This is a genomic window from Polaromonas sp. P3_B4 (genome assembly GCF_056402835.1).
Genome location: NZ_JBFUGQ010000001.1, coordinates 2030876 through 2056751 on the forward strand (window position 1 = coordinate 2030876; position 25876 = coordinate 2056751).

The following is a 25876-nucleotide window of genomic DNA, read 5'->3' on the forward strand; positions in this document are numbered from 1 at the left end:
TGAAAGGCCACCCATGGCAGAAGCGGCATCAAGCGGAAAATCAGGAAAGGTCGTCATCAGGAACATTGGCCTGCTGCTCTCCGGAGACATCGACCAGCCTATCCTGGACGCGGACACCATCGTTGTGAACGACGGTCTCATCGTAGCTATCGGAAAGGCCAAGGACTGTGACACGGCGCATGCGCAGACCGTGATTGACGCGCACCAGACTTGCGTGGCACCCGGTTTGATCGACAGCCATGTGCATCCGGTTTTCGGCGACTGGACGCCGCGCCAGAACCAGATCGGCTGGATTGACTCCACCATGCACGGCGGCGTCACCACCATGATTTCTGCCGGCGAGGTTCACCTGCCAGGGCGCCCCAAGGATATCGTGGGCCTCAAGGCGCTGGCCATAACCGCACAACGGGCATTCGACAACTTCCGCCCAGGCGGCGTCAAGGTACTTGCCGGTGCACCCATCATCGAAAAAGGGATGACCGAACAAGATTTCAAGGACCTTGCCGACGCCGGCGTAACCTTGCTCGGCGAGGTGGGCCTGGGTTCAGTCAAGGCGGGCTACGAAGCCAAAGAGATGGTGGGTTGGGCGAGGAAATACGGCATCCAGAGCACCATTCACACCGGTGGCCCTTCCATTCCCGGCTCAGGCCTGATTGACAAGGACGTGGTACTGGAAGCAGACGCCGATGTCATCGGCCATATCAATGGCGGTCATACGGCACTGTCGGAAGCACATGTTTGCGAACTCTGTGAGAAATCATCGCGCGCCATTGAAATTGTCCATAACGGCAATGAAAAAGTCGCAATTGCAGCCGCGCAGGCGGCGCTGCAGCTCAAGTGCCCGCATCGCGTCATCCTGGGTACCGACGGGCCGGCCGGGTCCGGTGTCCAGCCGCTGGGTGTGCTGCGCCTTATCGCCCTCCTTTCCAGCCTGGGCAATATCCCGGCGGAGCTGGTTTTTTGCTTTGCCACGGGTAACACCGCGCGCATTCGCAAACTCAATTGCGGTTTGATAGAAACAGGCCGTGATGCTGATCTGGTCTTCATGGACAAAGCCCAGCACTCAGCGGGGCTCAACCTGCTGGACAGTGTGCAACGCGGGGATATTCCCGGCGTTGGCATGGTGATGATTGACGGCCTGGTTCGCTGCGGCCGCAGCCGTAACACCCCGCCGGCCACGCAGATCCCCAGCATTGTTCCGGCCTGATACGCAGGCGCTTGCGACTTGCCATCGCGTTTTCCCCAGACACAATTGCGTCGAGCTAATCGACGGGCAATCCTCTGACGTCGATCTCAAAGACAGCCGACCGGATACTTCAACAAATATTCGATCCAAACAAAAAAGCCGGTTAGCGTTAGCTAACCGGCTATCTGTTGGTTTTATGGTCGGTGTGAAAGGATTCGAACCTTCGACCCCTTGCACCCCATGCAAGTGCGCTACCAGGCTGCGCCACACACCGACAAGCCTTTTATTATAGCGTGCCGAAAATGCTTCTCAGTGCCCGGCGCTGAGGAGATCACGAATTTCAAACAACTCGCGCCGTACCAATTGCAGTCGTTGCTGAGCCGCGCTGCCGCTGGGCAAATCCGCGCCCTCCGGCTCGCTGTCTTCGAAGTCCGAGTGGTCACTGGAATCCTCAAAATCCTCCAGCAGGGACTCACCGCCTTCCAGCACTTCTACGCCGTCAAGCATGACTTCACCATTACGGCGCTTGTCGCGTTCGGTCTGAACGATTTCCTGAAGCTTGTTGCGTGCGCCGCTGATGGTGAAGCCCTGGTCATAGAGCAAATCACGGATCCGGCGGATCATCAGCACCTCATGGTGCTGGTAGTAGCGGCGGTTGCCACGCCTTTTCATCGGGCGTAGTTGCGTGAACTCTTGCTCCCAATAACGGAGCACGTGAGGTTTGACGCCGCACAAATCACTGACTTCACCGATGGTGAAATAGCGTTTCGCGGGAATGGGTGGGAGCGTTTTCTCCAATTAAATCAATGCGCTAAGGAGGAAACCTCCAAATCTACTCTAAGTCGAAACTTAGCGCAAAGAGTTGCGCCGGTTTTTTGGGATGTGTTGTTCCGTCACACAGGTGACATTTAATTACAAACACCTACCCGGATACGTAAACCCGGCGGACGAAGCCACCGGGTTTAGTACTTATTCGGCAACAGTTTCGCCCTGGATCTGGTCTTTGAGCTTGTGGCTGGCATGAAATGTCACCACCCTGCGAGCCTCGATGGGAATGGCTTCTCCGGTGCGGGGGTTGCGGCCGGGGCGAGGTGCTTTGGTGCGAATCTGGAAATTGCCAAATCCGGAAATTTTCACGTCATTTCCGTCCACCAGGCTGTCCGAGATCAAGTCGAAAAACGCGTCAATCATGTCCTTTGATTCGCGTTTGTTGAGCCCGATCTGTTCAAACAGCAACTCGGCCAGATGCGCCTTTGTCAGCGCCGGGGTTTCCAGGCTTTCTACAGAAAAATCCATGCAACGGTACTCCTGGCGACTTTTATTGTGAGCGGTATTCGTGAAAGGTCAGGCCCGCAAGCGGGCACCCAACTGACCTTGCAGATTGTCGAGCACCGACTGAACGGCCGCCTCAATCTCCTCGTCTGTCAGTGTAGCGGCGCCGCTCGAAAGCACCAAGCGCACGGCCAGGCTTTTTTCGCCGAGCTGCATGCTCGCGCTTGCCTGCTGCGGCCGATAGACGTCAAACAGCGTTGCCCCCTTGAGCAGGCCTTTCGTATTGGCGCCATGGATGGCCGACATCAGCGCGGCATGGCTGACACCCTCCGCCACGATGACGGCGATATCACGCTCTACCGGCTGTAGCTTGCTGACCGGCTTGAACTCGGGCACCGGCCGTTGCAGCACGGCATCCAGTTCCAGCTCAAACAGGAGTGGCGCCTGGGCCAGGTCGTAGCCCTGGCGCCACTGCGGGTGCAGCTCGCCCACAAAGCCGATCGACTTGCCGCCTACAGACACGCTCGCGCAGCGGCCGGGGTGCATGGCGGGGTGCGCCGCAGGCGAAAAGACAGCCTGAAGCGGCGCGAGCAAAGCCTCCACGTCGCCCTTGATGTCGAAAAAATCCACCCCCTTGTCAGGCTGGCTCCAGTTCAGTGCCGCCCGCGGGCCATAGGCCAAGCCAGCCACACGCATGGGCTGGTTGAAGCCGGCCACGGTGGTATCGGTATTCTGGACATCTGCGTCACGCAGGAAAACGCGGCCCAGTTCAAACACGTTCACGCGGGGCGCCTTGCGATCCAGGTTGAACTTGAGCACCTGCAGGAGCGAGCCCAGCAACGAGGAACGCATCACGCTCATCTGGCTGGCGATGGGATTGAGCAGCTTGATGGGGTTGGGATTACCGGCAAGCTCATGCTCCCAGCGCTCTTCCACGAAGCTGAAGTTAATGGTTTCCTGGTAACCCAGTGACGCCAGGGCGCGACGCACGCCAAAGGGGCTGCGTTCGGCTTCAGCGCGCAACCTGGCGGTGATGGGGGCCAGCGGCGGCGTCTCGGGAAGCTGGTTGTAGCCCACCATGCGCACCACTTCTTCAATGAGATCTTCTTCAATCTGCAGATCAAAGCGGTAGCTGGGTGGTGTCACGGTCAACGTGCCCTCGCCCTGCGTCACCGGCAGGCCGAGGCGCTGGAGCGCATCGAGGCATTGAGCCTGTGTGAGCGGCATGCCGATCACCTTGGCTGCACGCGCCACCCGCAAAGTGACTGGCACCGCTTTGGGAACGTTAACCTGCTGGTCATCCATGGGGCCGCACACCGTTTCCGGTGTGCCGCAGATATCGATGATCAGTTGGGTGATGCGCTCGATGTGCTCGACGGTCTGCCCGGGATCAACGCCTCGCTCAAAACGGTGGCCTGCGTCGGTCGAGAAGTTATAACGGCGCGAGCGACCAGCGATGGCCTTGGGCCACCAGAAGGCGGCTTCGACGTAGACATGTTTCGTGTCGTCCGAGACGGCGGTCGCATCGCCGCCCATGATGCCGGCCAGCGACTCCACCTGCGCGTTGTCGGCAATCACGCCGACCTTTTCGTCAACCGTCACGGTATTGCCGTTAAGCAGCTTGAGCGTCTCGCCGGACTTGCCCCAGCGGACATCGAGCCCGCCATGGATTTTTTCGAGGTCAAAGATGTGCGAGGGACGGCCCAGCTCGAACATCACGTAGTTGGAGATGTCCACCAGCGCCGTCACGCTGCGCTGGCCGCAGCGCACCAGGCGATCGACCATCCATTGTGGTGTGGCAGCTTTCGTATTGACGTTGCGCACCACGCGGCCGGAAAAGCGGCCGCACAAATCGGGCGCGCTGATCTTCACCGGCAGTTTCGCGGTGTCGGCGGCAGCCACGGCGGGAATGGCCGGCGTCTTCAGCGGTGCACCCGTGAGCGCAGCGACTTCGCGCGCAACACCGTAGACGCTCAGGCAATGCGCCAGGTTGGGCGTGAGCTTGAGGGTGAACAGGGTGTCGTCGAGCTTCAAATGCTCGCGGATGTCCTGGCCCAGCGGCGCATCGGCCACCAGTTCGAGCAGGCCGCCGTGGTCTTCAGAGAGCTTGAGTTCGCGCGCCGAGCACAGCATGCCCTGGCTTTCCACGCCGCGCAGTTTGCCGACCTTGATCAGGAAGGGCTTGCCGTCTTCACCGGGAGGCAACTCGGCGCCGACCAGGGCACATGGCACCTTGATGCCGACGCGGGCGTTGGGCGCACCGCAAACGATGTTGAGCAGGCTGCCCTGCCCCACGTCGACCTGGCAGACGCGCAGGCGATCGGCATCCGGGTGTTGGACGGCTTCCTTGATTTCACCAACAACAATCCTGGTGAACGGAGGTGCCACCGGCTTGAGTTCTTCGACCTCCAGGCCGGCCATGGTGAGTGTGTCGGCGAGCTGCTGGGTCGTCAAAGGCGGGTTGCAGAATTCGCGCAACCAGGATTCTGGGAATTGCATGGTCTAACCTTGTTTTCTTGTTCTTGTTATTTCAGGACTGAAACTGGGAGAGGAAGCGGATGTCGCCGTCGAAGAAGAGACGCAGGTCGTTGACGCCGTAGCGCAGCATGGTCAGGCGGTCAGGGCCCATGCCGAAGGCAAAGCCGATGTATTTCTCGGGGTCCAGCCCCATGTTGCGCACCACATTCGGGTGCACCTGGCCAGAGCCGGCCACTTCCAGCCAGCGGCCGGCGAGCGGGCCGGTCTGGAACTGGATGTCGATCTCGGCGCTGGGTTCCGTGAACGGGAAAAAGCTGGGGCGAAAGCGCAGCACCAGGTCATCGCTTTCGAAGAAAGTACGGCAGAAATCAGTGAAGACGAATTTGAGATCCTTGAAGCTTACGTTCTCGCCTATCCACAGGCCTTCGCACTGGTGAAACATGGGCGAGTGCGTGGCATCGCTGTCGACACGGTAGGTGCGACCCGGTGCGATGACGCGTATCTCGGGCATACGGCCGCCTGCGTCGATGAGCGCGCGGTGCTTCTTGACATGCTGGACCGCATAGCGGATCTGCATGGGGCTGGTGTGGGTGCGCAGGAGATTGGGCGCGGCCTCGGTGCCGCCCTCGACATAAAACGTGTCATGCATCGAACGCGCTGGATGGTCTTCGGGCGTATTGAGCGCAGTGAAATTGAACCAGTCCGTCTCGATTTCAGGGCCTTGGGCCACATCGAAACCCATCGAGCCAAAAATACCTTCAATGCGCTCCAGCGTCAGTGACACCGGATGCAAGCCGCCCTGCGTGCGCTGACGGCCGGGCAGGCTCACGTCGAGCGCTTCCGCCTTGAGCTGCTTTTGCAGTTCGGCGTCGGCCAGCGCCTGCCGGCGCTCGGTCAACGCGGTTTCAATCGCCTGTTTGGCGAGGTTGATAGCGGCGCCACGGGACTTCTTCTCTTCGACGCTGAGCGCTGCCATGCCTTTCATCAACTCCGTGACGCGGCCGGTTTTTCCCAGGAACTGCGCCTTGGCGTTTTCCAGGTCGGCGGGCGTGTTCGCCTGCGTAAAACTGGCCTGGGCGCTGCTAACCAGTTCTTGGAGGGCATCGGGTTGAGTCATACGTTCTCTTGTTCGAAATACAAAACAGCGAAGGCGCTTTCAGCAGCACTTCTGTTCCGTGAGTACTGCAGTAAGGGCCATGAAAAAGGGCCAGAGCCTTTTCAAGCCCCAGCCCTTTATTTTCGTGCGCAAGCAGCTATTGATTTAATAGCACCAACACTGCCCGGCTTGAAAATCAGGCAGCCAGCTTGGCTTTCACCTGTTCAACGATGGCGCCGAAAGCAGCGCTGTCATGAATGGCCATGTCGGACAGAACCTTGCGGTCGATCTCGATACCGGCTTTCTTCAGGCCGTTAGCAAACTGGCTGTAGGTCAAGCCGAAGGAACGGCTTGCAGCGTTGATACGGGCGATCCACAACTGGCGGAACACGCGTTTCTTGGTACGGCGGTCACGGTAGGCATATTGCCCAGCCTTCATTACCGCTTCTTTGGCGATACGGAAGACATTGCCGCGGCGGCCGCGGAAACCTTTTGCAAGGGCTAAAACTTTTTTGTGGCGGGCGCGAGCCGTTACACCACGTTTGACGCGAGGCATGTGTGTACTCCTTGTTCGTCGTTAATTAAATGCCCTGGCCTGGGAGCATCTGTGCCATGTGACCCATATTGGTCTCATGAACAGTCACCGCACCACGCAGATGGCGTTTGTTTTTGGTGGTCTTCTTGGTCAGGATGTGACGTTTGAAGGCTTGGCCGCGCTTGACGGTACCACCCGGACGAACGCGGAAACGCTTTTTAGCGCCGCTCTTGGTCTTCATTTTGGGCATGTAAATGCTCCTTTTCATTTGTGCTCGTGAGGCGCTGCGAACCTTCCGCAGACTTGATGGCCCCGAGACACTTGTTAAGCGGGAAATCTTGCGACTTCCCGCTGCTCGCAAAAGGTTTGACCCTTCTGCTTTTGGAAAGCCGGCTTGCACCTGCTTTCACCGGAACGCCGCAAAGCGCCCCTTATCTTTACCCTCTGCTCGCCAGCCTCAGGCTGCGGACGGTGCCGGGGCCGTCTCGGCTGCCGGTTTGGCAGCACCCGGCTTTTTACGGCCCGGCGCGATCATCATGACCATCTGCCTGCCTTCAAGCTTGGGGAACTGCTCCACCACAATCAAATCGGCCAACTCATCACGAATACGCGCCAGCAGGGCCAAGCCCAGTTCCTGGTGCGTGATTTCGCGACCACGAAAACGCAAGGTAATCTTGCATTTGTCGCCTTCTTCCAAAAAGCGCTTGATATTGCGCAGTTTGATGTTGTAGTCCCCATCGTCAGTGCCGGGCCGGAATTTGATTTCCTTGATCTCGATCACTTTTTGCTTGGACTTCGCTTCCGCCGCCTTCTTCTGCTCGGCGTACTTGAACTTGCCGTAATCCATCAACCGGCACACCGGTGGAACCGCTGTGGGGGAGATTTCGACGAGGTCCACATCGGCCTCACCCGCAAGGCGCAAAGCCTCGGTGATGCTGACAATGCCCAGCGGCTCATTGTCTGGCCCGCTCAGACGTACTTCAGGGGCCATGATTTCACGGTTCAAGCGATGCTTGCGTTCTTCACGGTGACGGCGGTCACGAAATTCAGTAGCGATGGTTCTATCCTTTAACTCTTGCTATAAAAGCTATAGCTGCTTGCGCCCGTCCTGTAAGGACGACAGGCCAAATTCATCAACAATTTTGTTAAAAATCAGGCTTTTTCCGCGATGTCGGAAGCGATCGTTTCAGCGAAGGCTTCAAGAGGCATCACTCCAAGGTCTTTGTTACCCCGGGCGCGCACTGCAACGGCACCTGCCGCTTTCTCCTTGTCGCCTACGACAAGGATATACGGCAGCTTTTTCATCGAGTGCTCCCGTATTTTATACGTAATTTTCTCGTTGCGCAGGTCCAGATTGACCCTAAGCCCTTGATTTTGCAGTGTTTTGGCAACTTCCCGGGCATATTCAGCCTGGGAATCGGTGATATTGAGGACCGAAACCTGCTCGGGGGCCAGCCAGACTGGTAGCGCGCCGGCGTGTTCCTCGATCAAAATCCCGATAAAACGCTCCAGGCTGCCCACAATCGCGCGGTGCAGCATTACAGGCCGGTGACGGTTACCGTCTTCGCCCACATATTCGGCATCCAGCCGCTCCGGCATGGAGAAATCGACCTGCATGGTGCCGCATTGCCACTGGCGGCCGATGGCGTCTTTGAGCGTGTATTCGATCTTCGGGCCGTAAAAAGCGCCGTCGCCGGGGGCGATTTCAAATTCGCAGCCGGACGCGCGCAGGCTTTCCATCAGCGCATGCTCAGCCTTGTCCCAGCTTTCGTCCGAGCCGATGCGAGCCTCGGGGCGCGTGGCGACCTTGTAGATGATGTTCTTGAAGCCGAAATCTGTGTACACCTTCTGCAGCAAGGTCGTGTAGTCCACGCATTCCTTCAGGATCTGATCTTCGGTGCAGAAGATATGGCCGTCGTCCTGCGTGAAGCCGCGCACGCGCATGATGCCGTGCAACCCGCCCGAAGGCTCGTTGCGGTGGCACTGGCCGAACTCGCCGTAGCGCAGCGGCAGGTCGCGGTAGCTTTTAATGCCCTGCTTGAAGATCAGGATATGGCCGGGGCAGTTCATGGGCTTGAGCGCATATTCGCGCTTTTCGCTCTCGGTCGTGAACATGTTGTCACGGTACTTGTCCCAATGGCCGGTTTTTTCCCACAGCGTCTTGTCGATGATCTGGGGGCCCTTGACCTCCTGGTAGCCGTTGTCCTGGTAGACCTTGCGCATGTACTGCTCGACGCCCTGCCAGACCGTCCAGCCTTTGGGGTGCCAGAACACCAGGCCGGGCGCATGGTCGTCGATGTGAAACAGGTCCAGTTCCTTGCCGAGCTTGCGGTGGTCGCGCTTTTCAGCCTCCTCCAGCATCGTGAGGTACTGCTGGAGTTCGTCCTTCGTGGCCCAGGCCGTGCCGTAAACGCGCTGCAGCATTTCATTGCGGTGATCGCCGCGCCAGTAGGCACCGGCCACCTTCATGAGCTTGAAGAACTTCAGCTTGCCCGTGCTGGGCACGTGGGGGCCGCGGCACAGGTCTTCAAAAGCACCTTCGCGGTAGAGCGACACATCCTCATTGGCGGGAATGCTCGCAATGATTTCCGCCTTGTAATGCTCGCCTATGCTCTTGAAATGCGCCACGGCTTCATCGCGTGGCAGCACACGGCGGGTCACCGGCTCGTCCCTGGCGGCAAGCTCGGTCATGCGCTTTTCGATCGCCACCAGGTCTTCCGGCGTGAAGGGGCGCTTGTAGGAGAAATCGTAGAAAAACCCGTTTTCAATCACCGGGCCTATGGTGACCTGCGCATCCGGGAACAGTTCCTTGACGGCGTAGGCCAGCAAGTGGGCTGTCGAGTGACGGATCATGTCCAGTCCATCGGCGTCCTTGGCTGTGATGATGGAAACCGAGCTGTCCTTATCAATCAGATAGCTGGTGTCGACCACTTTGCCGTCAACTTTGCCGCCTAGGGCCGCTTTGGCCAGGCCGGTGCCGATTGAGGCAGCGACTTCGGCCACCGTAATGGCCTGGGGGTATTCGCGCTTGGAAGCATCGGGGAGCGTGATTTGAATCATGGGAATAACTTCTATAAGCAGGCTGAAATCAGAAAAAACAAAAAAGCGCGGAACCTGCCGCGCTTTGATAGGGGGATATGGATTTAAGCTATGAAATCAGTAGCTAACAATCACCAAGGGGTGCGGACTAGCGCCCTGGATGACTCCAGAAAACGGACGAGGGCGTAGTTCGCGGTGTCATAACCCGAACGATCCTTCCTGTTTCCAGCTTGATTGATTGCATGCGGCTATTTTACGGCAGCTTGCAGATGGCTCGCCGGCCACCTGTTCGCCTCGCGCCACAAAGTCCTATTGAGGCGAAGCCGGCGGCAAAAATCCCAGGCCAAGGCAACGCGGACATTCGGTAATCACCGTTTGTTTTTCGACTTCAAAATGCTCATTGATGTTTTCGCTTTCAATGCGCAGTTCGCCGGTGCCATTGCAATCGGGACAGGGAACACGCTTGAAACCCACGGTTAATTCCGACACGGCAACCTCCTCCTGTTAATGATGCACATCTTGTGTTTTATGTAACAAACTGCACTCTACGCTAAAAAACGCCCGTAAAAAAGCCCGGACAGGCCCTAGGTCCTGTCCAGGCTGAAAAGCTGCGCTTCAAGGGCGCAAGCGTCTGGGTAATCGTCGGTCAGGTGAGATCAGTGGAACTGCTCTTCTTCGGTAGAGCCGGTCAGTGCGGTCACGCTGGATTTGCCGCCCTGAATGGCGGTGGTCACTTCATCGAAGTACCCAGTGCCAACTTCCTGCTGGTGCGACACAAAGGTGTAGCCGCGGTCACGTGCTGCGAATTCGGGCTCCTGCACCTTCTCGATGTAAGCCGTCATGCCGCGCTTGACGTAGTCTTGCGACAGGTCGTACATGTTGTACCACATGGAGTGAATGCCAGCCAACGTGATGAACTGGTACTTGTATCCCATGGCGCCGAGCTCGCGCTGGAACTTGGCGATGGTGGCATCGTCGAGGTTTTTCTTCCAATTGAAAGACGGCGAGCAGTTGTAGGCCAGCATCTTGCCTGGGTGAACCTTGTGCACGGCATCGGCGAATTTCTTTGCGAAGTCGAGGTCAGGCGTGCCGGTTTCGCACCACACCAGGTCGGCGTAGTGGGCATAGGCGTTAGCGCGGGCGACAGCCTGCTCCAGACCCTTGCGCGTCTTGTAGAAGCCTTCGGCGGTACGCTCACCCGTCAGGAAAGGTTTGTCGATCTCGTCGTAGTCGGAAGTCAGCAAATCGGCGGCTTCGGCATCGGTACGGGCAATCACCAGCGTGGGCACGCCGCAGACGTCGGCCGCCATACGCGCGGCAATCAGCTTCTGGCAGGACTCGCGGGTGGGCAGCAAGACCTTGCCGCCCATGTGGCCGCACTTCTTGACGGAAGCCAATTGGTCTTCCCAGTGCACGCCGCCGGCGCCGGACTTGATCATGGCCTTCATCAGTTCGAAGGCATTCAGAACACCGCCGAAACCGGCTTCGGCATCCGCCACGATGGGTGCGAAGTAGTCGATGTAGTCTTTGTCGCCGGCATCAATGCCTTTGGAGTGCTGGATTTCGTCCGCACGGCGGAAGGTGTTGTTGATGGTTTCAACGACCTTGGGCACCGAGTCCACCGGGTACAGGGACTGGTCCGGGTACATGGCGGAGTAGCTGTTGTTGTCGGCAGCAACTTGCCAGCCCGACAGATAGATGGCTTTGACGCCGGCCTTGACCTGCTGCATGGCCTGGCCGCCTGTCAGGGCACCGAGGCAGTTGACGTAGGGCTCGTTGTGCAGCAGATCCCACAGTTTTTCGGCGCCGCGGCGGGCCAGCGTGTGCTCGATCGGGAAGGATCCGCGCAGGCGCACCACGTCGGCGGCGCTGTAGCCGCGCTTGATGCCTTTCCAGCGCGGGTTGGTGGCCCAGTCTTTTTCCAGGGCGGAAATTTGCTGGTCGCGGCTCAATTGTTCGGTCAGGGTTTGCGGCATGGTGGGCTCCGTAGGTTGAAAAAAAGAAATGGCGAATTCGATGGATCAACTTTAAGTCTTCTACAAGACCTTATGAAGCTCTTATGTCTTATATAAGACAAAAATAAAATTCAATAAAATCAACGATATTTATTTAACTTATCGTAATATAAAATTCTATCTCTCATATTGAGAAATAATTTTGCACTGCAGCATTTGTTGATTCCACATTACGGAATCAATTTATTGAATGATGAAATGTGAAGGGCGGCTTGCATCGGTGGTCAGCGCGCACATCAGCCCCTGCCTCCTCTCAGGGTCCTGAAGCCCTTTGCGAACGACTCAGCTGGCGCCGCCGGTTCGATGCAACACCCAGTCGCCCAGCGTAATCACCGGTTTGCCGTGAATCCGTTCGGGGGCGATCTCATAGAGGAAACACACCAGTTCCCGCGCGCGCTCCGGTTGACCAGACCCGGATACCGGCTCAAGTTGCACCGCCACTTCGCGCTTGGTGTATTCACCGGTCTGCTGCGGCCAGACCTCCTCGATTTCATCCAGCACACGCTCCAGCTCGGGCGCCACCGCATACACCTCTCCCTGCACGGTTCCCGGTCCGGTCAGCGTCAGGCCCGGATAGCTACCCAGATGGTGCATCACGCCTGCCACGCTGGCGCGCCCTATCCAGCGGGGTGGCGGCTGCAAATGGTTGATGTCGCGCTGCTCACCCTTGCGCAGGGTGCCGTAAACAAAAACATAACGGACAGGAGATTGAGGCATTGTTTGAGTGTCGTCGCCAGAGAGTCGTCATCGGATTGTGGGCTGTCCAGGCTGCGTGTAACCGGCAATGCCCCACTGAAATTAAGGCATGATTTCAACCTCTGCCAGGCCGTTCCCGGCCGGTACAAACGCAGGCCCCGCACTGGCCCGCACCACAGGAGTCTCCAGTTTAATGAACCGAATCGTGGCTTACGCCTGCCTGGCGCTCAGCATGTCGCTCGTTGGCAGCTACGTAGCGCTTTCCAAACCCCTCGTCATCGCCTTCCCCGTCTTTTTGCTGGCCTGGCTGCGTTTTGGCATCGGTGGCAGCGCCATGCTGCACTGGCTGAAAAAACCGGCAGGCGAAGTCCCCATGAGCCGGCAAACCGGCCGACTGCTGTTCCTCGAATCCTTTCTGGGCAATTTCCTGTTTTCCATCTGCATGCTGTTTGGCGTGAGCATGACCAGCGCGGTTGCGGCCGGTGTGATCATGGCGTCCATTCCGGCAGCCGTTGCGCTGATGAGCTGGCTCTTCCTGCGGGAACGCATCGGTGCGCGCGTATGGGGCGCTATAGCCTGCGCAGTGGTCGGCATTGGCCTTGTTTCGCTATCAAAAAATGAGCTGGTTGCGCCCGTCAGCATTGGCCCGGAGGCCGATTTGGCACACAGAAATGCCTGGCTGGGCAATTTGCTGCTGGTGGGCGCGGTTTTATGCGAGGCGGCCTACGCCGTGATCGGCAAGAAGCTGACCGGCGTACTCAGCCCCAAACGCATCACCGCACTGATCAACCTCTGGGGCTTTGCCCTCGTCACCCCTTTCGGCCTCTGGATGGCCTGGGGATTTGACTTTGGCAAGGTGGCGCCCTCCGCCTGGCTGTTGCTGCTGTTTTATTCGCTCGCGGCCAGCGTATGGACGGTCTGGCTCTGGATGACCGGGCTCAGGAAGATTCCGGCGAACCAGGCCGGCGTTTTCACCGTATTACTGCCGGTCAGCGCCGCAGCGGTCGGCGTCATTGTTCTGGGAGAAAATCTCAATGGCACCCAGATCGGTGCTTTTGCCATCGCGCTGACCGGCGTCGTGCTGGCTACTTTGCCCGGGCGGGGTCCGGGAAAGCCTGTTCCGGTCGAGCCGCCGCACTGATTTCGCGGTCCAGCCGTTTTTGCCGGCGCATCACGGAGATGCTGTAGGCAATGATGCCCAACGACACCACCGTGATCAAAATCGTGGCCGCTGCGTAAATCGACGGGTTCACACCGCGGCGGGCGTAGCTGAAGATCACCTGCGGCAAGGTCGTCACGCCGGGCCCCGACAAGAATTCGGAGATCACGACGTCGTCAAACGACAGTGTGAAGGTGAGCAGCCAGGCCGATACCAACGCCGGCGCAATGCTGGGCAAAGTCACCAGAAAGAACACCTGCACAGGCCGGCAACCCAGGTCCATGGCGGCTTCTTCCAGGGTGCGGTCCATTTCGCTGAGCCGCGACTGGATGACCACCGTGGCGTAGGCCATGCCGAGCAAGGTGTGCCCCGTCACGATGGTGATGAAACCCCGGTCCGGCCAGCCGATGGCGCGCTGCACCGCCACCATCAGCAGCAGCAGGGCCAGACCGATGATGACCTCGGGCATGACCAGGGGCGCATTGACCAACCCGTAGAACAGCGTACGCCCGGTAAAGCGCAAATAGCGAACCAGTACAAAGGCAGCGAAGCTGCCGAGCACCACCGACAGCGTGCCGGTGATCAGCGCCACCTTGAGCGACAGAAAAAATCCTTCCACCAACCGGGAGTCCGACAGCAGCGCCTCATACCAGCGCGTTGAAAAGCCGGTGAAAACACCGTCTTGCCGGGTACTGTTGAAAGAAAAGACGATGAGAAAGATGAGCGGAATGTACAGGAACAGGTATACCAGGCCCATCCAGATCCGGCCGACGTTGTTCTCAAAAAACCGGAGGATTGGTCTCAACACGTTTTTCATGTCAATGCCGTCCTTGCGCATCGCGGTCGCTGCTGGAGCGGTAGTAAAACGCCAGCGGCACCAGGATCAGGAGGATCATCACGACAGCCAGCGCGGATGCGCGCGGCCAGTTGTTGCTGCTGAACATCTCGTCCCACACCACGCGGCCGATCATGATATTTTCAGCGCCCCCAAGCAGCGACGGAATCACGAACTCGCCGACGCTGGGGATGAAAACCAGCATCGAACCGGCGATGATCCCGGACTTGCTGAGTGGAACAGTGATCAGCCAGAAAGCCTTCCAGGCGCTGGCGCCCAGATCATGGGCAGCCTCCAGCAGACGAAAATCCATCTTCACCAGGTTGGCGTAAAGCGGCAGGATCATGAAGGGGCAGTACACATAGGTCATACCGACCAGCATGGAAACGTCGGTGTAGAGCATCACCATCGGCTCCTGGATGATGCCCAGCGATAGCAGCAGGTTATTGAGCACGCCCTGATCGGCCAGGATGCCCTTCCACGCATAGACCCGCAGCAGGAAAGACGTCCAGAACGGCAACATGACCATCATCAGCAAGGCCGGGCGAATCGCCGGCCGCGAGCGCGCGATGAAGTAGGCAAACGGATAGCCGATCACCAGGCAAGACAGCGTGGTGAGCAAGGCGTACTTCAGCGAGGTCTTGTAAGCCTCCATGTAGATGGTGTTGCCAAAACCGCCTGCCGTATCGGCCGCCTTGTCGATGAAGATGGACGCATAGTTGTTGTAGCGCAGCATGACGTGCCAGGACCCCTGCACCGTCTCGATCAGCGGCGCGAAGGGATCCACGCCATTGCCCATGTCCGTGACACTGATCCGCAACAGGATCAGGAAAGGCAACACAAAGAACAGCAGCAACCAGACATAAGGCACGCCGATCACGAAGCGCCGCCCCAGGTTGAGTTGAAGCCAGGAATGAATTTTCATCGCGGTAGTGAGATAGCTTGGCGTCGCAGCAGCAGCTTATTGAGTCAGCACCACGGGCGCCGAATCGTCCCACCAGAAGAACACCGCGTCTTCCCAGGTGATCAGGGAGCTCTCGTGGCGCGTGGTGTTGGTCTCGGTGATTTTCACCCTGCGACCGCCCGGCATTTCCACAATGAAGGTGTTGTAGCTGCCGAAGTAAGCGATCTCCCGCACCTTGCCGGTGAACAGGTTGACGTTCACCTCAGGACGGGTCTTGGCAATGTGAATCTTCTCCGGCCGCACCGCGATGGCCACCGACATCCCCAGCGTGCCGCTGATGCCGTGGCCCACGTTCACCACGCCCTGCTCCGTCGTGACTTCACAGCGGTCCGCCTCGTCCAGCGTGAGCTCGCCTTCAAACATGTTGACGTTGCCGATGAAGTCGGCCACAAACCGGCAATTGGGGTGCTCGTAAATTTCCTTTGGCGTGCCGACCTGCAGGACGCGGCCGTGGCTCATGACGGCAATGCGGGAAGCCATGGCCATGGCCTCTTCCTGGTCGTGGGTCACCATCACGCAGGTGACGCCCACGGATTCAAGAATGTTGACCAGTTCGAACTGGGTGCGTTCGCGCAGCTTCTTGTCGAGCGCGCCCAGCGGCTCATCGAGCAGCAGCAACTGGGGCCGCTTGGCCAGGCTGCGCGCCAGGGCCACACGTTGCTGCTGGCCGCCTGAGAGCTGGTGCGGCTTGCGTTTGGCAAAGGTCTCCAGCTGGACCAGCTTGAGCATCTCCTGCACACGCGCCTCGATCTCACCCTTGGGCATGCCTTCGCGCTTGAGTCCGAAGGCAATGTTGTCCCACACCGTCAGATGGGGAAAGAGCGCGTACGACTGGAACATCATGTTGATGGGCCGTTCGTAAGGCGGAAAAGAGGCGATGTCCACACCGTCCAGGATCACCGAGCCTTCGGTCGGTTTTTCAAAACCCGCCAGCATGCGCAGCAAGGTCGACTTGCCGCAACCCGAGCTCCCGAGCAGCGCGAAGATTTCGCCCTTGTGAATCGACAGGGACACATCGTCCACCGCCGCCACGCCATCAAAGCGCTTGACCAGCTGCTCAGTCCGCAAAAATCCGTCACCGGCCGGGAGGGGTAGATTCATGAACAGGGGTTCTCACCAAGAAAAAAGCTGCGCACACAAAGCATTGCATGCACAGCCGGATTCACACTGAAATCAGCGCTTGCCAGAGATCAGTAAAACGTCACTTGCCTTTTTTGAAGGCCGTGAACACATTGCTCATGGATTCACGCGCTTCGTTGCTGAAGCTGGCCGGAGACACCATTTTCTTCAGATTGTCCGCATCGGGAAATACCGCCTTGTCCTTGGCGATCTCTGGCTTGACGTTGGCCAGGCTGGCCTTGTTGGCGGTGGCGTAACCCAGCTCGTTGGTCAGAGATGCAGATACCTCGGGACGCAGCGAGTAGTTGATGAAGGCCAGCGCGTTGTTCGGGTGCTTGGCATCCTTCGGAATGGCCAGCGTGTCAAAGAAGATCAGGCCGCCGGTGCTGGGCAACAGGGCCTCGACGTCATTGCCGCTCTTGTTTTCAAGGGCTCGGGCACGGGCGATGTTGATGTCGCCGGCCCAGGCCAGTGCCACGCAGGCCTTGCCGCCGGCCAGGTCGTCAATCATGGTGCTGGAGAACATGCGGATGTGCGGACGCACCTTGGCCAGCATTTCGGCCGCAGCCTTGTGGTCGGCCGGGTCGTTCGAATAGGCGTTTTTTCCCAGGTAATGCATGGCGGGCGGCAGCACTTCGGTTGGCGAGTCGAGGTAGGCAATACCGCAGGATTTGAGCTTGGCGGTGTAGACCGGGTTGAACACCAGGTCCCATGCGTTTTCAGGCATGGGGGTGGAGCCCAGCGCCTTGGTCACCTTGGCCTTGTTGATGCCGACCGTGGTGAAGCTCCAGGCCCAGGGGACGAGGTAGGCGTTACCCGGGTCGATGGTGCCCAGCTTTTCCATGATGGCGGGGTCGAGGTTGCCGTAGTTGGCGACCTTGGACTTGTCGAGCTTGGAGAGCAGGCCGCCGTCGATTTGCGGCTTGGCGAATACAGCGCCGGGCACCACGATGTCGTAGCCGGTGTTGCCTGCCACCAGCTTGGCATGCAGGGCTTCGTTGTTCTCGAAGGTCTGGTAGTTGACCTTGATGCCGGTTTCTTTTTCGAAGTTGGCGATCATGTCCTTGGCGACATAGTCAGGCCAGTTGTAGACATTGAGCACCTTTTCTTCGGCGGGGGCAGCGGCGGGTGCGCTGGCTGCGGGAGCCGGAGTGGCCGCGACAGGCGCCTCCTCTTTTTTACCGCAACCGGCCAGCATAGCTGCCAGGATGGTTGAAATCGCCAGATAGCCAAGATGCTTTTTCATAATGTCCGTAACTCCTCTTAAAACTTGGAAGTAAAAACCAGGAAACTCAAGCAAAAATCAGACCGGAGCAATTGTATAAGAGGGCTAGAGCCTGTCATCATATAAATCGCCCCCGCGCTGGGGCTGCAAGGGGCGCAGCGCTAGGCGCAGGCCGCCGACCGGGGTATCCCCCGGTCAAGGGCTGCAACAACGCGAGGCGCCCCTTGCAGCCCCAGCCCTACGGGTGGCACCCGGAAAAGGCCGCACTCGTCGTTGCGAAGCCTCACCGGGGGCCTACCCCGGCTTCATTTCGCGCCTAGATTGCGACCTTTTCCGGGTGCCACACAGGGGCGATTTATATGATGACAGGCCCTAAAGCCGCGGGAACTTTTTCTCCCCGGGGCCTGCCTCCACGGCAGCCCGGCATCTGGGCCAATTCGCCTACAGCCAGATACGCCCAAGGACGGCTGCCCAAATGGCTCGCGCTGCATACGCTAAGGGCAATTCCCTTACTTTCAGCTCAGGAGAAACCCATGGGACTTACCCAATGGTTAGGCCAAGCCGCCATGAAGCCCTTTGCCCGCGCGCTGCCCGCCATGGGCGACACCGAGCGGGCAGCGCTGGAGGCGGGCACGGTCGGGTTCGAAGGCCGGCTGTTCTCGGGAACACCCCATTTTGATGCCCTGCTGGCCGCTGGACCCAATGTACTGAGCGCCAAAGAGCAGGCCTTCCTGGACAACGAGGTCACGGCATTGTGCGCACTGCTGGACGATTTCGCCATCGACCAGGCCGGCGACCTGCCAGCCGAGGTCTGGGCTTTCATGCGCGGCAGGCGCTTCTTCGGAATGATCATTCCCGAGGAATGGGGTGGCCTCGGGTTCAGCCACTACGCCCATGCCACGGTAGTGACGCGTATCGCCACACTCAATATTTCTGCCGCCGTGACCGTCATGGTGCCCAATTCGCTGGGCCCCGCCGAACTGCTGCTGCGCTATGGCACAGCGGCACAAAAAGAGCACTACCTGCCACGCCTGGCCGATGGCCGCGACCTGCCCTGCTTCGGACTGACCTCGCCTTATGCGGGCTCCGATGCCGCGTCCATCCCTGACCGCGGCGTTGTCACCGAGCGCGAGATCGACGGCGTCATGGTGCGCGGCTTCAGTGTGGATTTCTCCAAGCGCTACATCACGCTGGCGCCCATCGCCACCGTGGTCGGCCTGGCCTTCAACGCGGTGGACGAAACCCTGCCCGAAGGCCAGCGCAACCTGGGCATCACCTGCGCGCTGATTCCCGTGCCGCAACCGGGCATGCAGATCGGCAGGCGGCACCGGCCGATGGACGCCGCCTTCATGAATGGCCCCATCGAAGGCCGTGAAGTCTTCATCCCCATGGACTGGATCATCGGCGGCGAGCAGCAGGTCGGCCAGGGCTGGCGCATGCTGATGGAATGCCTGGCCGCAGGACGCGCCATCTCATTGCCTGCGCTGGGCTCGGCCATGCAGCAAACGGCTCTTTTCGTCGCCAACGGTTACGGCCAGGTGCGGGAGCAGTTCGGGCTTCCCATCGGCCGCTTCGACGCCATTGCCGGCGTGATTGCGGAGATGGCCTGCGAGCTCTATGCGACGGACGCCGCACGCCGCTACACCGCTGCCGTGCTCGACAAAGGAGAGCAGCCCAGCGTGGCCAGCGCCATCCTGAAAGTGCACCTGACCGAAGCTGGGCGGCGCGCCGTCAGCCACGGCATGGACATTCTGGGCGGGAAAGGCATCATCCAGGGCCCGTCCAACCTGCTGTCGGTGGCCTACCGCGGTGCGCCCATCGCCATCACCGTCGAGGGCGCCAACATCCTCACCCGTTCCCTGATCATTTTTGGACAAGGCGCGGTGCGCTGCCACCCCTACGTGATGAAGGAAATGCAAGCCGTGCAGGGCAACGATGCGCAGGCGCTGGGGGAAGCGCTGATCGGCCATGGCGGACACGTGCTGCGTAACTTCTGGCACAGCATCGCCGGTGCGCCCATGCAAGGCACGCCACCCCTGGGCCTCGAAAAAGAAGCCCGGCTGATCGCCCGCCTGAGCAGCCAGTACGCATTGACCTGCGACCTGGCCATGGGCTTGCTGGGCGGCAAGCTCAAGCGCATGGAGTTGCTGTCGGCAAGGCTGGGCGATGTGCTGGCCCATCTCTACATGGCCAGCGCCTGCCTTTGGCGCTATGCCTTCGACAAGGATACGACCATGCTGCCGGTCGCACAGGCGGCCATTCGCGTGCAGCTCGATGAAGCCGGCAACACGCTGGAGGCCCTCTACGCCAACTTTCCTTCGCCGCTAAGGCGTGTAGTGGGTGCACTGGTGCTGAACCGCAGCACGCGCCTGGCACCGCTTCGGGACGTTCAGCTGCTGGAACTTGCCAAACTTCTGCGAACCAAGTCCGCTGTCGTGAGGCGTCTGTGCCCCGATTTGGCTATGCCAACAAGCGGTGGGCTGCGCGACCTGATGGATGCGCTCGATCTGGCAACGCAGCTCGGCGAAGAAACCGTGGCGCTGAACAAGGCCGTGCGCAGCAATCAGTCCATGGAGCACGCCGCGCAAGCCTCAAGCCGCCCGAACCTGGCGTTGGCTTATTTGCGCGCCGCCGACAAGGTGATCCAGGTCGACGACTTTGCGCCTTAGAACCTGTTCTTAAGCCGCGGCCCGGGTAAACAATCCCTTGTACTGCTCACGCAGCAAATTCTTCTGTACCTTGCCCATGGTGTTGCGCGGCAACTCGTTGACCACAAAGCAGTGCTTGGGAATCTTGAAGTTGGCCAGCTTCGATTTCAGTTCGCCCACAATCCTGCTTCCCTCGAGCACGACGCCCGGCTTGGCGATCACGACGGCCACGCCGACCTCGCCGAAATCCGGGTGCGGCACACCGACCAGCGCGCTTTCGGCCACGCCGGGCATGTCGTTGATGTAGCCTTCAATTTCGGCGGGATAGACGTTGTAACCGCCGCTGATGATGAGGTCTTTGCTGCGGCCCACGATGACGATGTAGCCGCGCTCGTCGATCTTGCCCACGTCGCCGGTCTTGAAGTAGCCGTCTGCGGTGAACTCTTCTTTTGTCTTCTCCGGCATGCGCCAATAGCCCTTGAAAATATTCGGGCCCTTGACCTGGATGCCGCCGATCTCACCGGCCGGCAATGACTCGCCGCCTTCGTCCTGCACTCGCAGGCTGACACCGGGTAACGCAAAGCCCACCGTACCGCCGCGCCGCTCGGCACCCTTGTAAGGGTTGGACGTGAGCATCACGGTTTCCGACATGCCGTAGCGTTCCAGAATGGTGTGGCCGGTGCGCTCTTTCCACTCGTTGAAGGTCTCGATCAGCAAAGGCGCCGACCCCGCCACAAAGAGCCGCATGTTGCGGCAGGCTTCGCGGGTCAGCCCCGGCTCGGCCAGCAGGCGCACATACAGCGTGGGAACGCCCATGAACACCGTGGCTTGGGGCAGCCTTTTCACCACCAGCTTGGGGTCGAATTTGGCCAGCCAGATCATCTTGCTGCCGTTGATGAGCGCACCGTGAATGGCAACAAAGAGTCCGTGCACATGAAAAATCGGCAGGGCATGGATCAGCACATCGCCTTTTTTCCAGCCCCAGGCATCTTTGAGCACCAGCGCATTGCTCAACATGTTTCCGTGCGAAAGCATGGCGCCCTTGCTGCGGCCGGTGGTACCACTGGTGTAGAGGATGGCGGCCAGGTCGTCCGCCCGCCGTGTCACCACTTCATGCTGGTCGCTGCAATGCGCCGCACGGTCCAGCAGCGAGCCTGTGCGGTCATCGTCCAGTGTGAACACGTTCTGCGTGCCGGCCTTGAAGGCGATCTTGCTGACCCAGCCAAAATTCTTGCTGCTGCAGACCATCACGGACGGCTCCGCGTTGTCGATGAAGTATTCGATCTCGGCGCTTTGGTAGGCAGTGTTGAGCGGCAAAAACACATAGCCGGCGCGCAGCGTCGCCAGGTAAAGCATCATGGCTTCCACCGACTTCTCGACCTGCACCGCCACCCTGGCCCCTTCAGGTAACCCCAGCGAGGCCAGCAGGTTGGCCATCATCGCAGTGCCGCGTTCGAGGTCGCGCCACGAATAGCAGAGGCCGTTGTCAGTTTCGACGGCGACTTCATTGAGCGAAGAAGGAAATGCGGCTCGAAGCGCTGCAAACAGGTTATGGTTTTTCATGGGTCAGGCTGGCTATGGTTGGAATGTCGGCCGCCCGGCGATCAAACCGGGGCAGGCGTTTTTCAGTGAAAGCGGCAATACCTTCGCGGTGCTCGGCAGAAGGGGCATAACGGTAGGCTGTTGCTATCAAATCAGTAGCTGGTTGCGCTGATCCAGTGGGCGCCAGAGCCCTGAATGCCTGTTTATTCAGGCGCGCGGCGCCAGGCGCAAGGGCACAGGTGCGATCCACGCACGCCATGACCAGGGCCTCGACGTCCTGGCCTGGCGCAACCTGGTTGAGAAAGCCGCGCTGCTTCATCTCGGCGGCCCCCAGAACGGCAGCCGAAAGCAACATCTCCCGAGCGGTCAGCTCTCCGGCGGCACGCATCACCAGCGCAGCCTCGCGCGGCGCCATCGGGAAGCCGAGCTTCGCGATGGGCGCACCGAACTTTGCCGTATCGCCGGCAATGCGGATATCGCAGCAGCTGGCGATCTCAACGCCGGCGCCCATGCAGTTGCCTTCGATCTGCGCGACGATGGGGACGTCGCAGTCCAGCATGGCCTGCAAGCCGCCCCATACATCGTCTTCATGAAACGCGCGCAGGCCCGCTTCTTCAAAGCGAAAGCCGGCGTATTCGGAGATGTCGCCGCCCGCGCAAAACTGCCCGCCCTCTCCCCGCACCAGCACGCAACACAACGCTGCGCTTTGCTGGATGCGCTCAAACGCCGCGCGCAACTCGCGCCACATGGCGCGAGACATGGCGTTGAGCTTGCCGGGATGGGACAGCGTCACAAAGGCAACGGGGCCTTTCACTTCCAGTAAAACGACACCGGTCATCAAGGGGTCAGTCGAGTTTGGCGCCGGAGGCTTTCACCACCGCCGACCAGCGTTTGACCTCGTTGCTCACAAACGTGCCGAACTGCTGGGGCGTGAGGTTGCCGAAGTCCGCGCCGTTGTTGGCCCAGATGGCTTTGAGCTCGTCGCTGGTGGCGGCCTTGCGCAGGTCTTCCACGATGCGTGCCTGCACGTCGGCTGGTGTGCCCTTGGGCGACCAGATGCCGTACCAGGTGGTCACGGTGTAGTCGGGCAGGCCGAGTTCGCCGGCGCAGGGCACGTCCGGGAAGGCCGGGTTGCGTTTCGTGCCCGACACCATCAGCGCCTTGATGCGGCCGCCCTTGATGTGGTTGGCGGAAGAGCCCAGGCCGTCAAACATCATGTCGACGTTGCCGCCAATCAAGTCCTGCAGCGCAGGGCCCGCGCCGCGATAAGGGATGTGCGTGATGAAGGTCTTGGTTTGCTGCTTGAAGAGCTCCCCGGCCAGATGGTGCGAAGTACCCGCACCGGCGGAGCCGTAGTTGTATCTGCCGGGTGCCTTGCGCACGGCCGCGATGTAAGCCTTGAAGTCTGCGAACGGCATGTTGCGGGGATTGACCACCAGCACCTGCGGCACATTGGCCATCAGGGCCAGCGGCACAAAATCTTTCTCGATGTCGTAGTCCAGCTTGGGATACATCGACGGCGCAATCGTGTGATGCACGGCACCCATGAACAGCGTATAGCCGTCGGGCTGCGCCTTGGCGGCGATGCTCGCGCCCAAGGTGCCGCCGGCTCCGCCGCGGTTGTCGATGATGAGCTGCTTGCCTGTGAGTTTGGCGAACTGCGCCGACAGCGGCCGTGCGAACGCATCGGTACCGCCGCCGGCTGGAAACGGCACGATCATCGTCACCGGCTTGGTGGGCCAGGCTGACTGCGCATGCAGCAGGGGTGATGCGGTTGCAGCGCTGGCCGCAGCGATGCGCAGGACGTCGCGCCGGTTAAATGAAATCATGGTTTGTCTCCTTTGATAAGTTTTACTACGGGATGATATTCGTTAAAAATCGCCTTCAACGCAGCACCGCGCTGGCTTCGGCAGCCTTGATTAAGCGCACCGCGTCTTCGGCCAGCAGGAAACCCTGGGCCTGGGCTTTGTCGGCGGCCTTGCGCACGGCGACCACATAGCCCTCGTGCGAACCGTAGCGCTCCTGCAGCGACAGGCGCGGGTCGCCGTTGGCACTGCGCTCCTGCGCCGTGCGGGCAAAGGGCACCATGCCGCCCACGTAATTGCAGATTTGTCCCTGATGGAACGGCCGGGCGCCGCCCGTCGTGATGTTCCAGCCCAGGTAGGTGCCCAGCGGCGCTTCGAGCAGCACTACCGGCACGCCGCCCAGCTCATTGCCGTCGGCGTCCACACGCGGCGCCAGCATGGGCAGCACCCGGCGGATGGGCGGCGGCGCATTGGATGCCACGCCCGAGCCATCGGCAGGGTTGAACGCGGGGCCCCAGTCATAGTCAAGCACCGGCATGATGAAGTCCGGCTCGGGCACGGTGGGGCGCAACTGCGGCAGCGTGGGAAAGCCGATGCCTTCCTTGGTGGCCAGCGCCAGCGAGCCGCGCGGCTCGCCGGCACGCGGCGCCAGGGTAGGCCAGCGGCTGGGCGGTGGCTCGGCGCCACGCATCACCCAGTTGCGAAAGTGCGCGCGCAGCGCGTTCACGGTTTCGGTATGCGGCACCGGGTTGGCGGGTAACACACCCATGCCGAAATTGTTGCCCGGACAACTGGCGCCTGCCGTTGGAAGGCCCACGCCCGGCAGGCTGGTGTCAAAGCCCCCTGCCCCGCCGCCGTGGCTGGAGCTGGCAATGTAATAGCGCCGCACGTTGGCAGGCAGAGGCAGGTCGGCCCTGGCATCGGTACCCACCCATTCCGGCGTAAGTTTCAGGGCCCAAACCTCGGCCGAGCCAAAGTGCTCAACGATTTTCGGGCAGGTCTTGCTGGCTTCGCAACGATCAAGAATACCGGCAGGCGGCCCACCGCGCACCGGGTCGGCCGCGCGTGCCCACCACTGCGGCCCTTCACTGCCGGCCTGGTACAGCTCCAGCACGCCATCGGGCTGGGCCCAGCGGAAGTTCAGCGCGATGCGCCGGCCCGCAATGATGGGCCAGAGGCCGTCATGCACCTGGCGCCCGGCTTCGTCCCGGTTAAAGCCCAGGTGCAGCCAGCCGCGCAGAAAGTTACCGGACTGCGAGACGCCCCGGCCAATGCTGTGGGTCACCACCCCAGCCACCGGGTTCGGTGTGCCGGCGTCATCGGCCCTGGCCGTCTTGAAGAACACCCCCATATCGCGCCAGGCGGCAAAGCCCACGCCCAGCAGGTAGGGGTCGGCGGCCTTGAACACCACCTGGTAAAGCTTGCTGGCATCGAAGCCGTTCTTCAGGCAAATCTGCGTGGCATCAGGTATGCCGGGAAAAGGATTGGCCGCATCGCATTTGGCCCAGGCCCAGTCGGTGGAAGGAATCACTGTCTCGCCGGTCACATCGCCACGGGTGGATTCAGCCGTGCGCGACACCAGGCGCGACTGGCGCGTGTCCAGGCTCACTGGCTTGTACGGAACAGGATTTGTTTGCACGATCAGCGGCTGCGAACCCGGGCCGGTGCGATTGACGATGCGGCCAAACACCTCACCGGTGACGGGTGAGCCATCGGCATTCCTTGCCACCGGCACCTTGAGCCAGTGGGGAAGCTCGACCGCAGCAGTGGCCCGCACCATGGTGGCGCCGGCGTTGTCGCCCTGCCAGGCGCTGGTGAGGTCGATGTCACCCAGCGCACGCTCCTGCACCACATTGGGCCGGCGCAAACCACGGTTGGGCACCTCATGCCACATCAGGCCGCTGGCCCTGGACGAATCAACCGGCTTGGTCAACACAAAGGTGGCCACGTAACGCACCTTGCCATCGGCCTCTTTGCCCAGTTCAATGTCCTGGATGATGGCATTGCCAGGCGCCTTGGGGTCCAGCTCGCCGAACGCGCGGCCGGCAACCTGTTCAAAGGCAACACCACCTGACAGGTCTGCCGCCAGGGGAACGGTTTCGTCAATCACGATCCGCGTGACGCGGGCCTGGGCGGAATGTCCCAGCAAAAACACGGCGGCCAGCGACGCAAGCGCCAACCTTCCCATCAGGTGAACGGGTCTCATGTCTGTCTCCTTCGTTTTTATCTGTCTACATCTGTCTACTGCTCGTCTGCAACTGC

General features: G+C 60.3%; 22 protein-coding genes and 1 tRNA gene. 3 read left to right on the forward strand and 20 right to left on the reverse strand.

Translation table 11 applies throughout. The annotated features are described in order from the left end of the window. The first annotated feature begins 13 nt into the window (after nucleotides 1-13). Complete coding sequence (locus AC1DVV_RS09665) at nucleotides 14-1207, forward strand: amidohydrolase family protein (protein ID WP_457280350.1); 1194 nt, start codon at nucleotides 14-16, stop codon at nucleotides 1205-1207. 176 nt (nucleotides 1208-1383) lie between these two features. Here AC1DVV_RS09665 and AC1DVV_RS09670 read toward each other — a convergent pair. The 12 genes from AC1DVV_RS09670 to AC1DVV_RS09725 all read right to left on the reverse strand — a co-directional run bounded on the left by AC1DVV_RS09670 (nucleotide 1384) and on the right by AC1DVV_RS09725 (nucleotide 12338). After that, nucleotides 1384-1460 (reverse strand) — tRNA-Pro (locus tag AC1DVV_RS09670). A gap of 35 nt (nucleotides 1461-1495) precedes the next feature. Continuing rightward, nucleotides 1496-1984 carry a MerR family transcriptional regulator gene (locus AC1DVV_RS09675; protein ID WP_457280349.1) on the reverse strand — a complete coding sequence of 163 codons (489 nt, stop codon included), beginning with the start codon at nucleotides 1982-1984 and terminating at the stop codon, nucleotides 1496-1498. 171 nt (nucleotides 1985-2155) lie between these two features. Continuing rightward, the gene (locus AC1DVV_RS09680) at nucleotides 2156-2482 is read right to left on the reverse strand and encodes an integration host factor subunit alpha (protein ID WP_457280348.1); all 327 of its coding nucleotides are present in this window, start codon (nucleotides 2480-2482) and stop codon (nucleotides 2156-2158) included. 48 nt (nucleotides 2483-2530) lie between these two features. After that, nucleotides 2531-4957, reverse strand: a complete 2427-nt coding sequence (gene pheT / locus AC1DVV_RS09685) for a phenylalanine--tRNA ligase subunit beta (RefSeq protein ID WP_457280347.1) — start codon at nucleotides 4955-4957, stop codon at nucleotides 2531-2533. Nucleotides 4958-4988: 31 nt separating this feature from the next. Then, nucleotides 4989-6053: a phenylalanine--tRNA ligase subunit alpha gene (pheS, locus tag AC1DVV_RS09690; RefSeq protein WP_457280346.1), complete on the reverse strand. Its 1065-nt coding sequence runs from the start codon at nucleotides 6051-6053 to the stop codon at nucleotides 4989-4991. 175 nt (nucleotides 6054-6228) lie between these two features. Then, nucleotides 6229-6588: a 50S ribosomal protein L20 gene (rplT, locus tag AC1DVV_RS09695; RefSeq protein ID WP_348046678.1), complete on the reverse strand. Its 360-nt coding sequence runs from the start codon at nucleotides 6586-6588 to the stop codon at nucleotides 6229-6231. 25 nt (nucleotides 6589-6613) lie between these two features. Further along, nucleotides 6614-6817, reverse strand: coding sequence for a 50S ribosomal protein L35 (gene rpmI, locus AC1DVV_RS09700; protein WP_007870723.1), 204 nt, complete (start codon nucleotides 6815-6817; stop codon nucleotides 6614-6616). A gap of 207 nt (nucleotides 6818-7024) precedes the next feature. Then, nucleotides 7025-7624 (reverse strand): translation initiation factor IF-3, encoded by a 600-nt coding sequence (infC, locus tag AC1DVV_RS09705; RefSeq protein WP_457280968.1) that lies wholly within the window; start codon nucleotides 7622-7624, stop codon nucleotides 7025-7027. 95 nt (nucleotides 7625-7719) lie between these two features. Further along, nucleotides 7720-9627, reverse strand: a complete 1908-nt coding sequence (thrS, locus tag AC1DVV_RS09710) for a threonine--tRNA ligase (RefSeq protein WP_477702535.1) — start codon at nucleotides 9625-9627, stop codon at nucleotides 7720-7722. A gap of 288 nt (nucleotides 9628-9915) precedes the next feature. Beyond that, a complete protein-coding gene (locus AC1DVV_RS09715) occupies nucleotides 9916-10095 on the reverse strand; it encodes a hypothetical protein (RefSeq protein ID WP_431095808.1) in 180 nt (59 codons plus the stop codon). 167 nt (nucleotides 10096-10262) lie between these two features. Next, a complete protein-coding gene (gene aceA / locus AC1DVV_RS09720) occupies nucleotides 10263-11582 on the reverse strand; it encodes an isocitrate lyase (RefSeq protein ID WP_457280344.1) in 1320 nt (439 codons plus the stop codon). A gap of 321 nt (nucleotides 11583-11903) precedes the next feature. After that, the gene (locus AC1DVV_RS09725; RefSeq protein WP_457280343.1) at nucleotides 11904-12338 is read right to left on the reverse strand and encodes a gamma-glutamylcyclotransferase family protein; all 435 of its coding nucleotides are present in this window, start codon (nucleotides 12336-12338) and stop codon (nucleotides 11904-11906) included. A 172-nt stretch (nucleotides 12339-12510) separates the two neighbouring features. Between AC1DVV_RS09725 and AC1DVV_RS09730 the strand changes: the two genes are divergently transcribed. Continuing rightward, nucleotides 12511-13458 (forward strand): DMT family transporter, encoded by a 948-nt coding sequence (locus AC1DVV_RS09730; protein ID WP_457280342.1) that lies wholly within the window; start codon nucleotides 12511-12513, stop codon nucleotides 13456-13458. Here AC1DVV_RS09730 and AC1DVV_RS09735 read toward each other — a convergent pair. The 4 genes from AC1DVV_RS09735 to AC1DVV_RS09750 form a co-directional block, all read right to left on the reverse strand. Beyond that, nucleotides 13403-14233, reverse strand: coding sequence for an ABC transporter permease (locus AC1DVV_RS09735; RefSeq protein WP_457280967.1), 831 nt, complete (start codon nucleotides 14231-14233; stop codon nucleotides 13403-13405). The two genes, AC1DVV_RS09730 and AC1DVV_RS09735, sit on opposite strands and share 56 nt — an antisense overlap. 61 nt (nucleotides 14234-14294) lie before the next feature. After that, on the reverse strand, nucleotides 14295-15236 hold the full coding sequence (locus tag AC1DVV_RS09740) for an ABC transporter permease (RefSeq protein ID WP_457280341.1): 942 nt from the start codon (nucleotides 15234-15236) through the stop codon (nucleotides 14295-14297). Nucleotides 15237-15272: 36 nt separating this feature from the next. After that, entirely contained in the window at nucleotides 15273-16376 is a 1104-nt protein-coding gene (locus tag AC1DVV_RS09745) for an ABC transporter ATP-binding protein (protein WP_457280340.1), read from the reverse strand. A gap of 100 nt (nucleotides 16377-16476) precedes the next feature. Continuing rightward, on the reverse strand, nucleotides 16477-17640 hold the full coding sequence (locus tag AC1DVV_RS09750) for an extracellular solute-binding protein (protein WP_457280339.1): 1164 nt from the start codon (nucleotides 17638-17640) through the stop codon (nucleotides 16477-16479). A 512-nt stretch (nucleotides 17641-18152) separates the two neighbouring features. Between AC1DVV_RS09750 and AC1DVV_RS09755 the strand changes: the two genes are divergently transcribed. After that, complete coding sequence (locus AC1DVV_RS09755; RefSeq protein ID WP_477707186.1) at nucleotides 18153-20288, forward strand: acyl-CoA dehydrogenase; 2136 nt, start codon at nucleotides 18153-18155, stop codon at nucleotides 20286-20288. A gap of 9 nt (nucleotides 20289-20297) precedes the next feature. Here the strand turns inward: AC1DVV_RS09755 and AC1DVV_RS09760 are convergent, their stop codons facing one another. The 4 genes from AC1DVV_RS09760 to AC1DVV_RS09775 are packed head-to-tail and all read right to left on the reverse strand — an operon-like array spanning nucleotide 20298 to nucleotide 25820. Beyond that, complete coding sequence (locus AC1DVV_RS09760; protein WP_477665746.1) at nucleotides 20298-21830, reverse strand: malonate--CoA ligase; 1533 nt, start codon at nucleotides 21828-21830, stop codon at nucleotides 20298-20300. Next, the gene (locus tag AC1DVV_RS09765; protein ID WP_457280336.1) at nucleotides 21817-22647 is read right to left on the reverse strand and encodes an enoyl-CoA hydratase/isomerase family protein; all 831 of its coding nucleotides are present in this window, start codon (nucleotides 22645-22647) and stop codon (nucleotides 21817-21819) included. Before AC1DVV_RS09765 ends, AC1DVV_RS09760 begins: the two co-directional genes overlap by 14 nt. Before the next feature lie 7 nt (nucleotides 22648-22654). Further along, complete coding sequence (locus tag AC1DVV_RS09770; protein ID WP_457280335.1) at nucleotides 22655-23638, reverse strand: Bug family tripartite tricarboxylate transporter substrate binding protein; 984 nt, start codon at nucleotides 23636-23638, stop codon at nucleotides 22655-22657. Between the two features lie 55 nt (nucleotides 23639-23693). Continuing rightward, a complete protein-coding gene (locus AC1DVV_RS09775; protein ID WP_457280334.1) occupies nucleotides 23694-25820 on the reverse strand; it encodes an alpha/beta hydrolase domain-containing protein in 2127 nt (708 codons plus the stop codon). Nucleotides 25821-25876 lie beyond the last annotated feature (56 nt).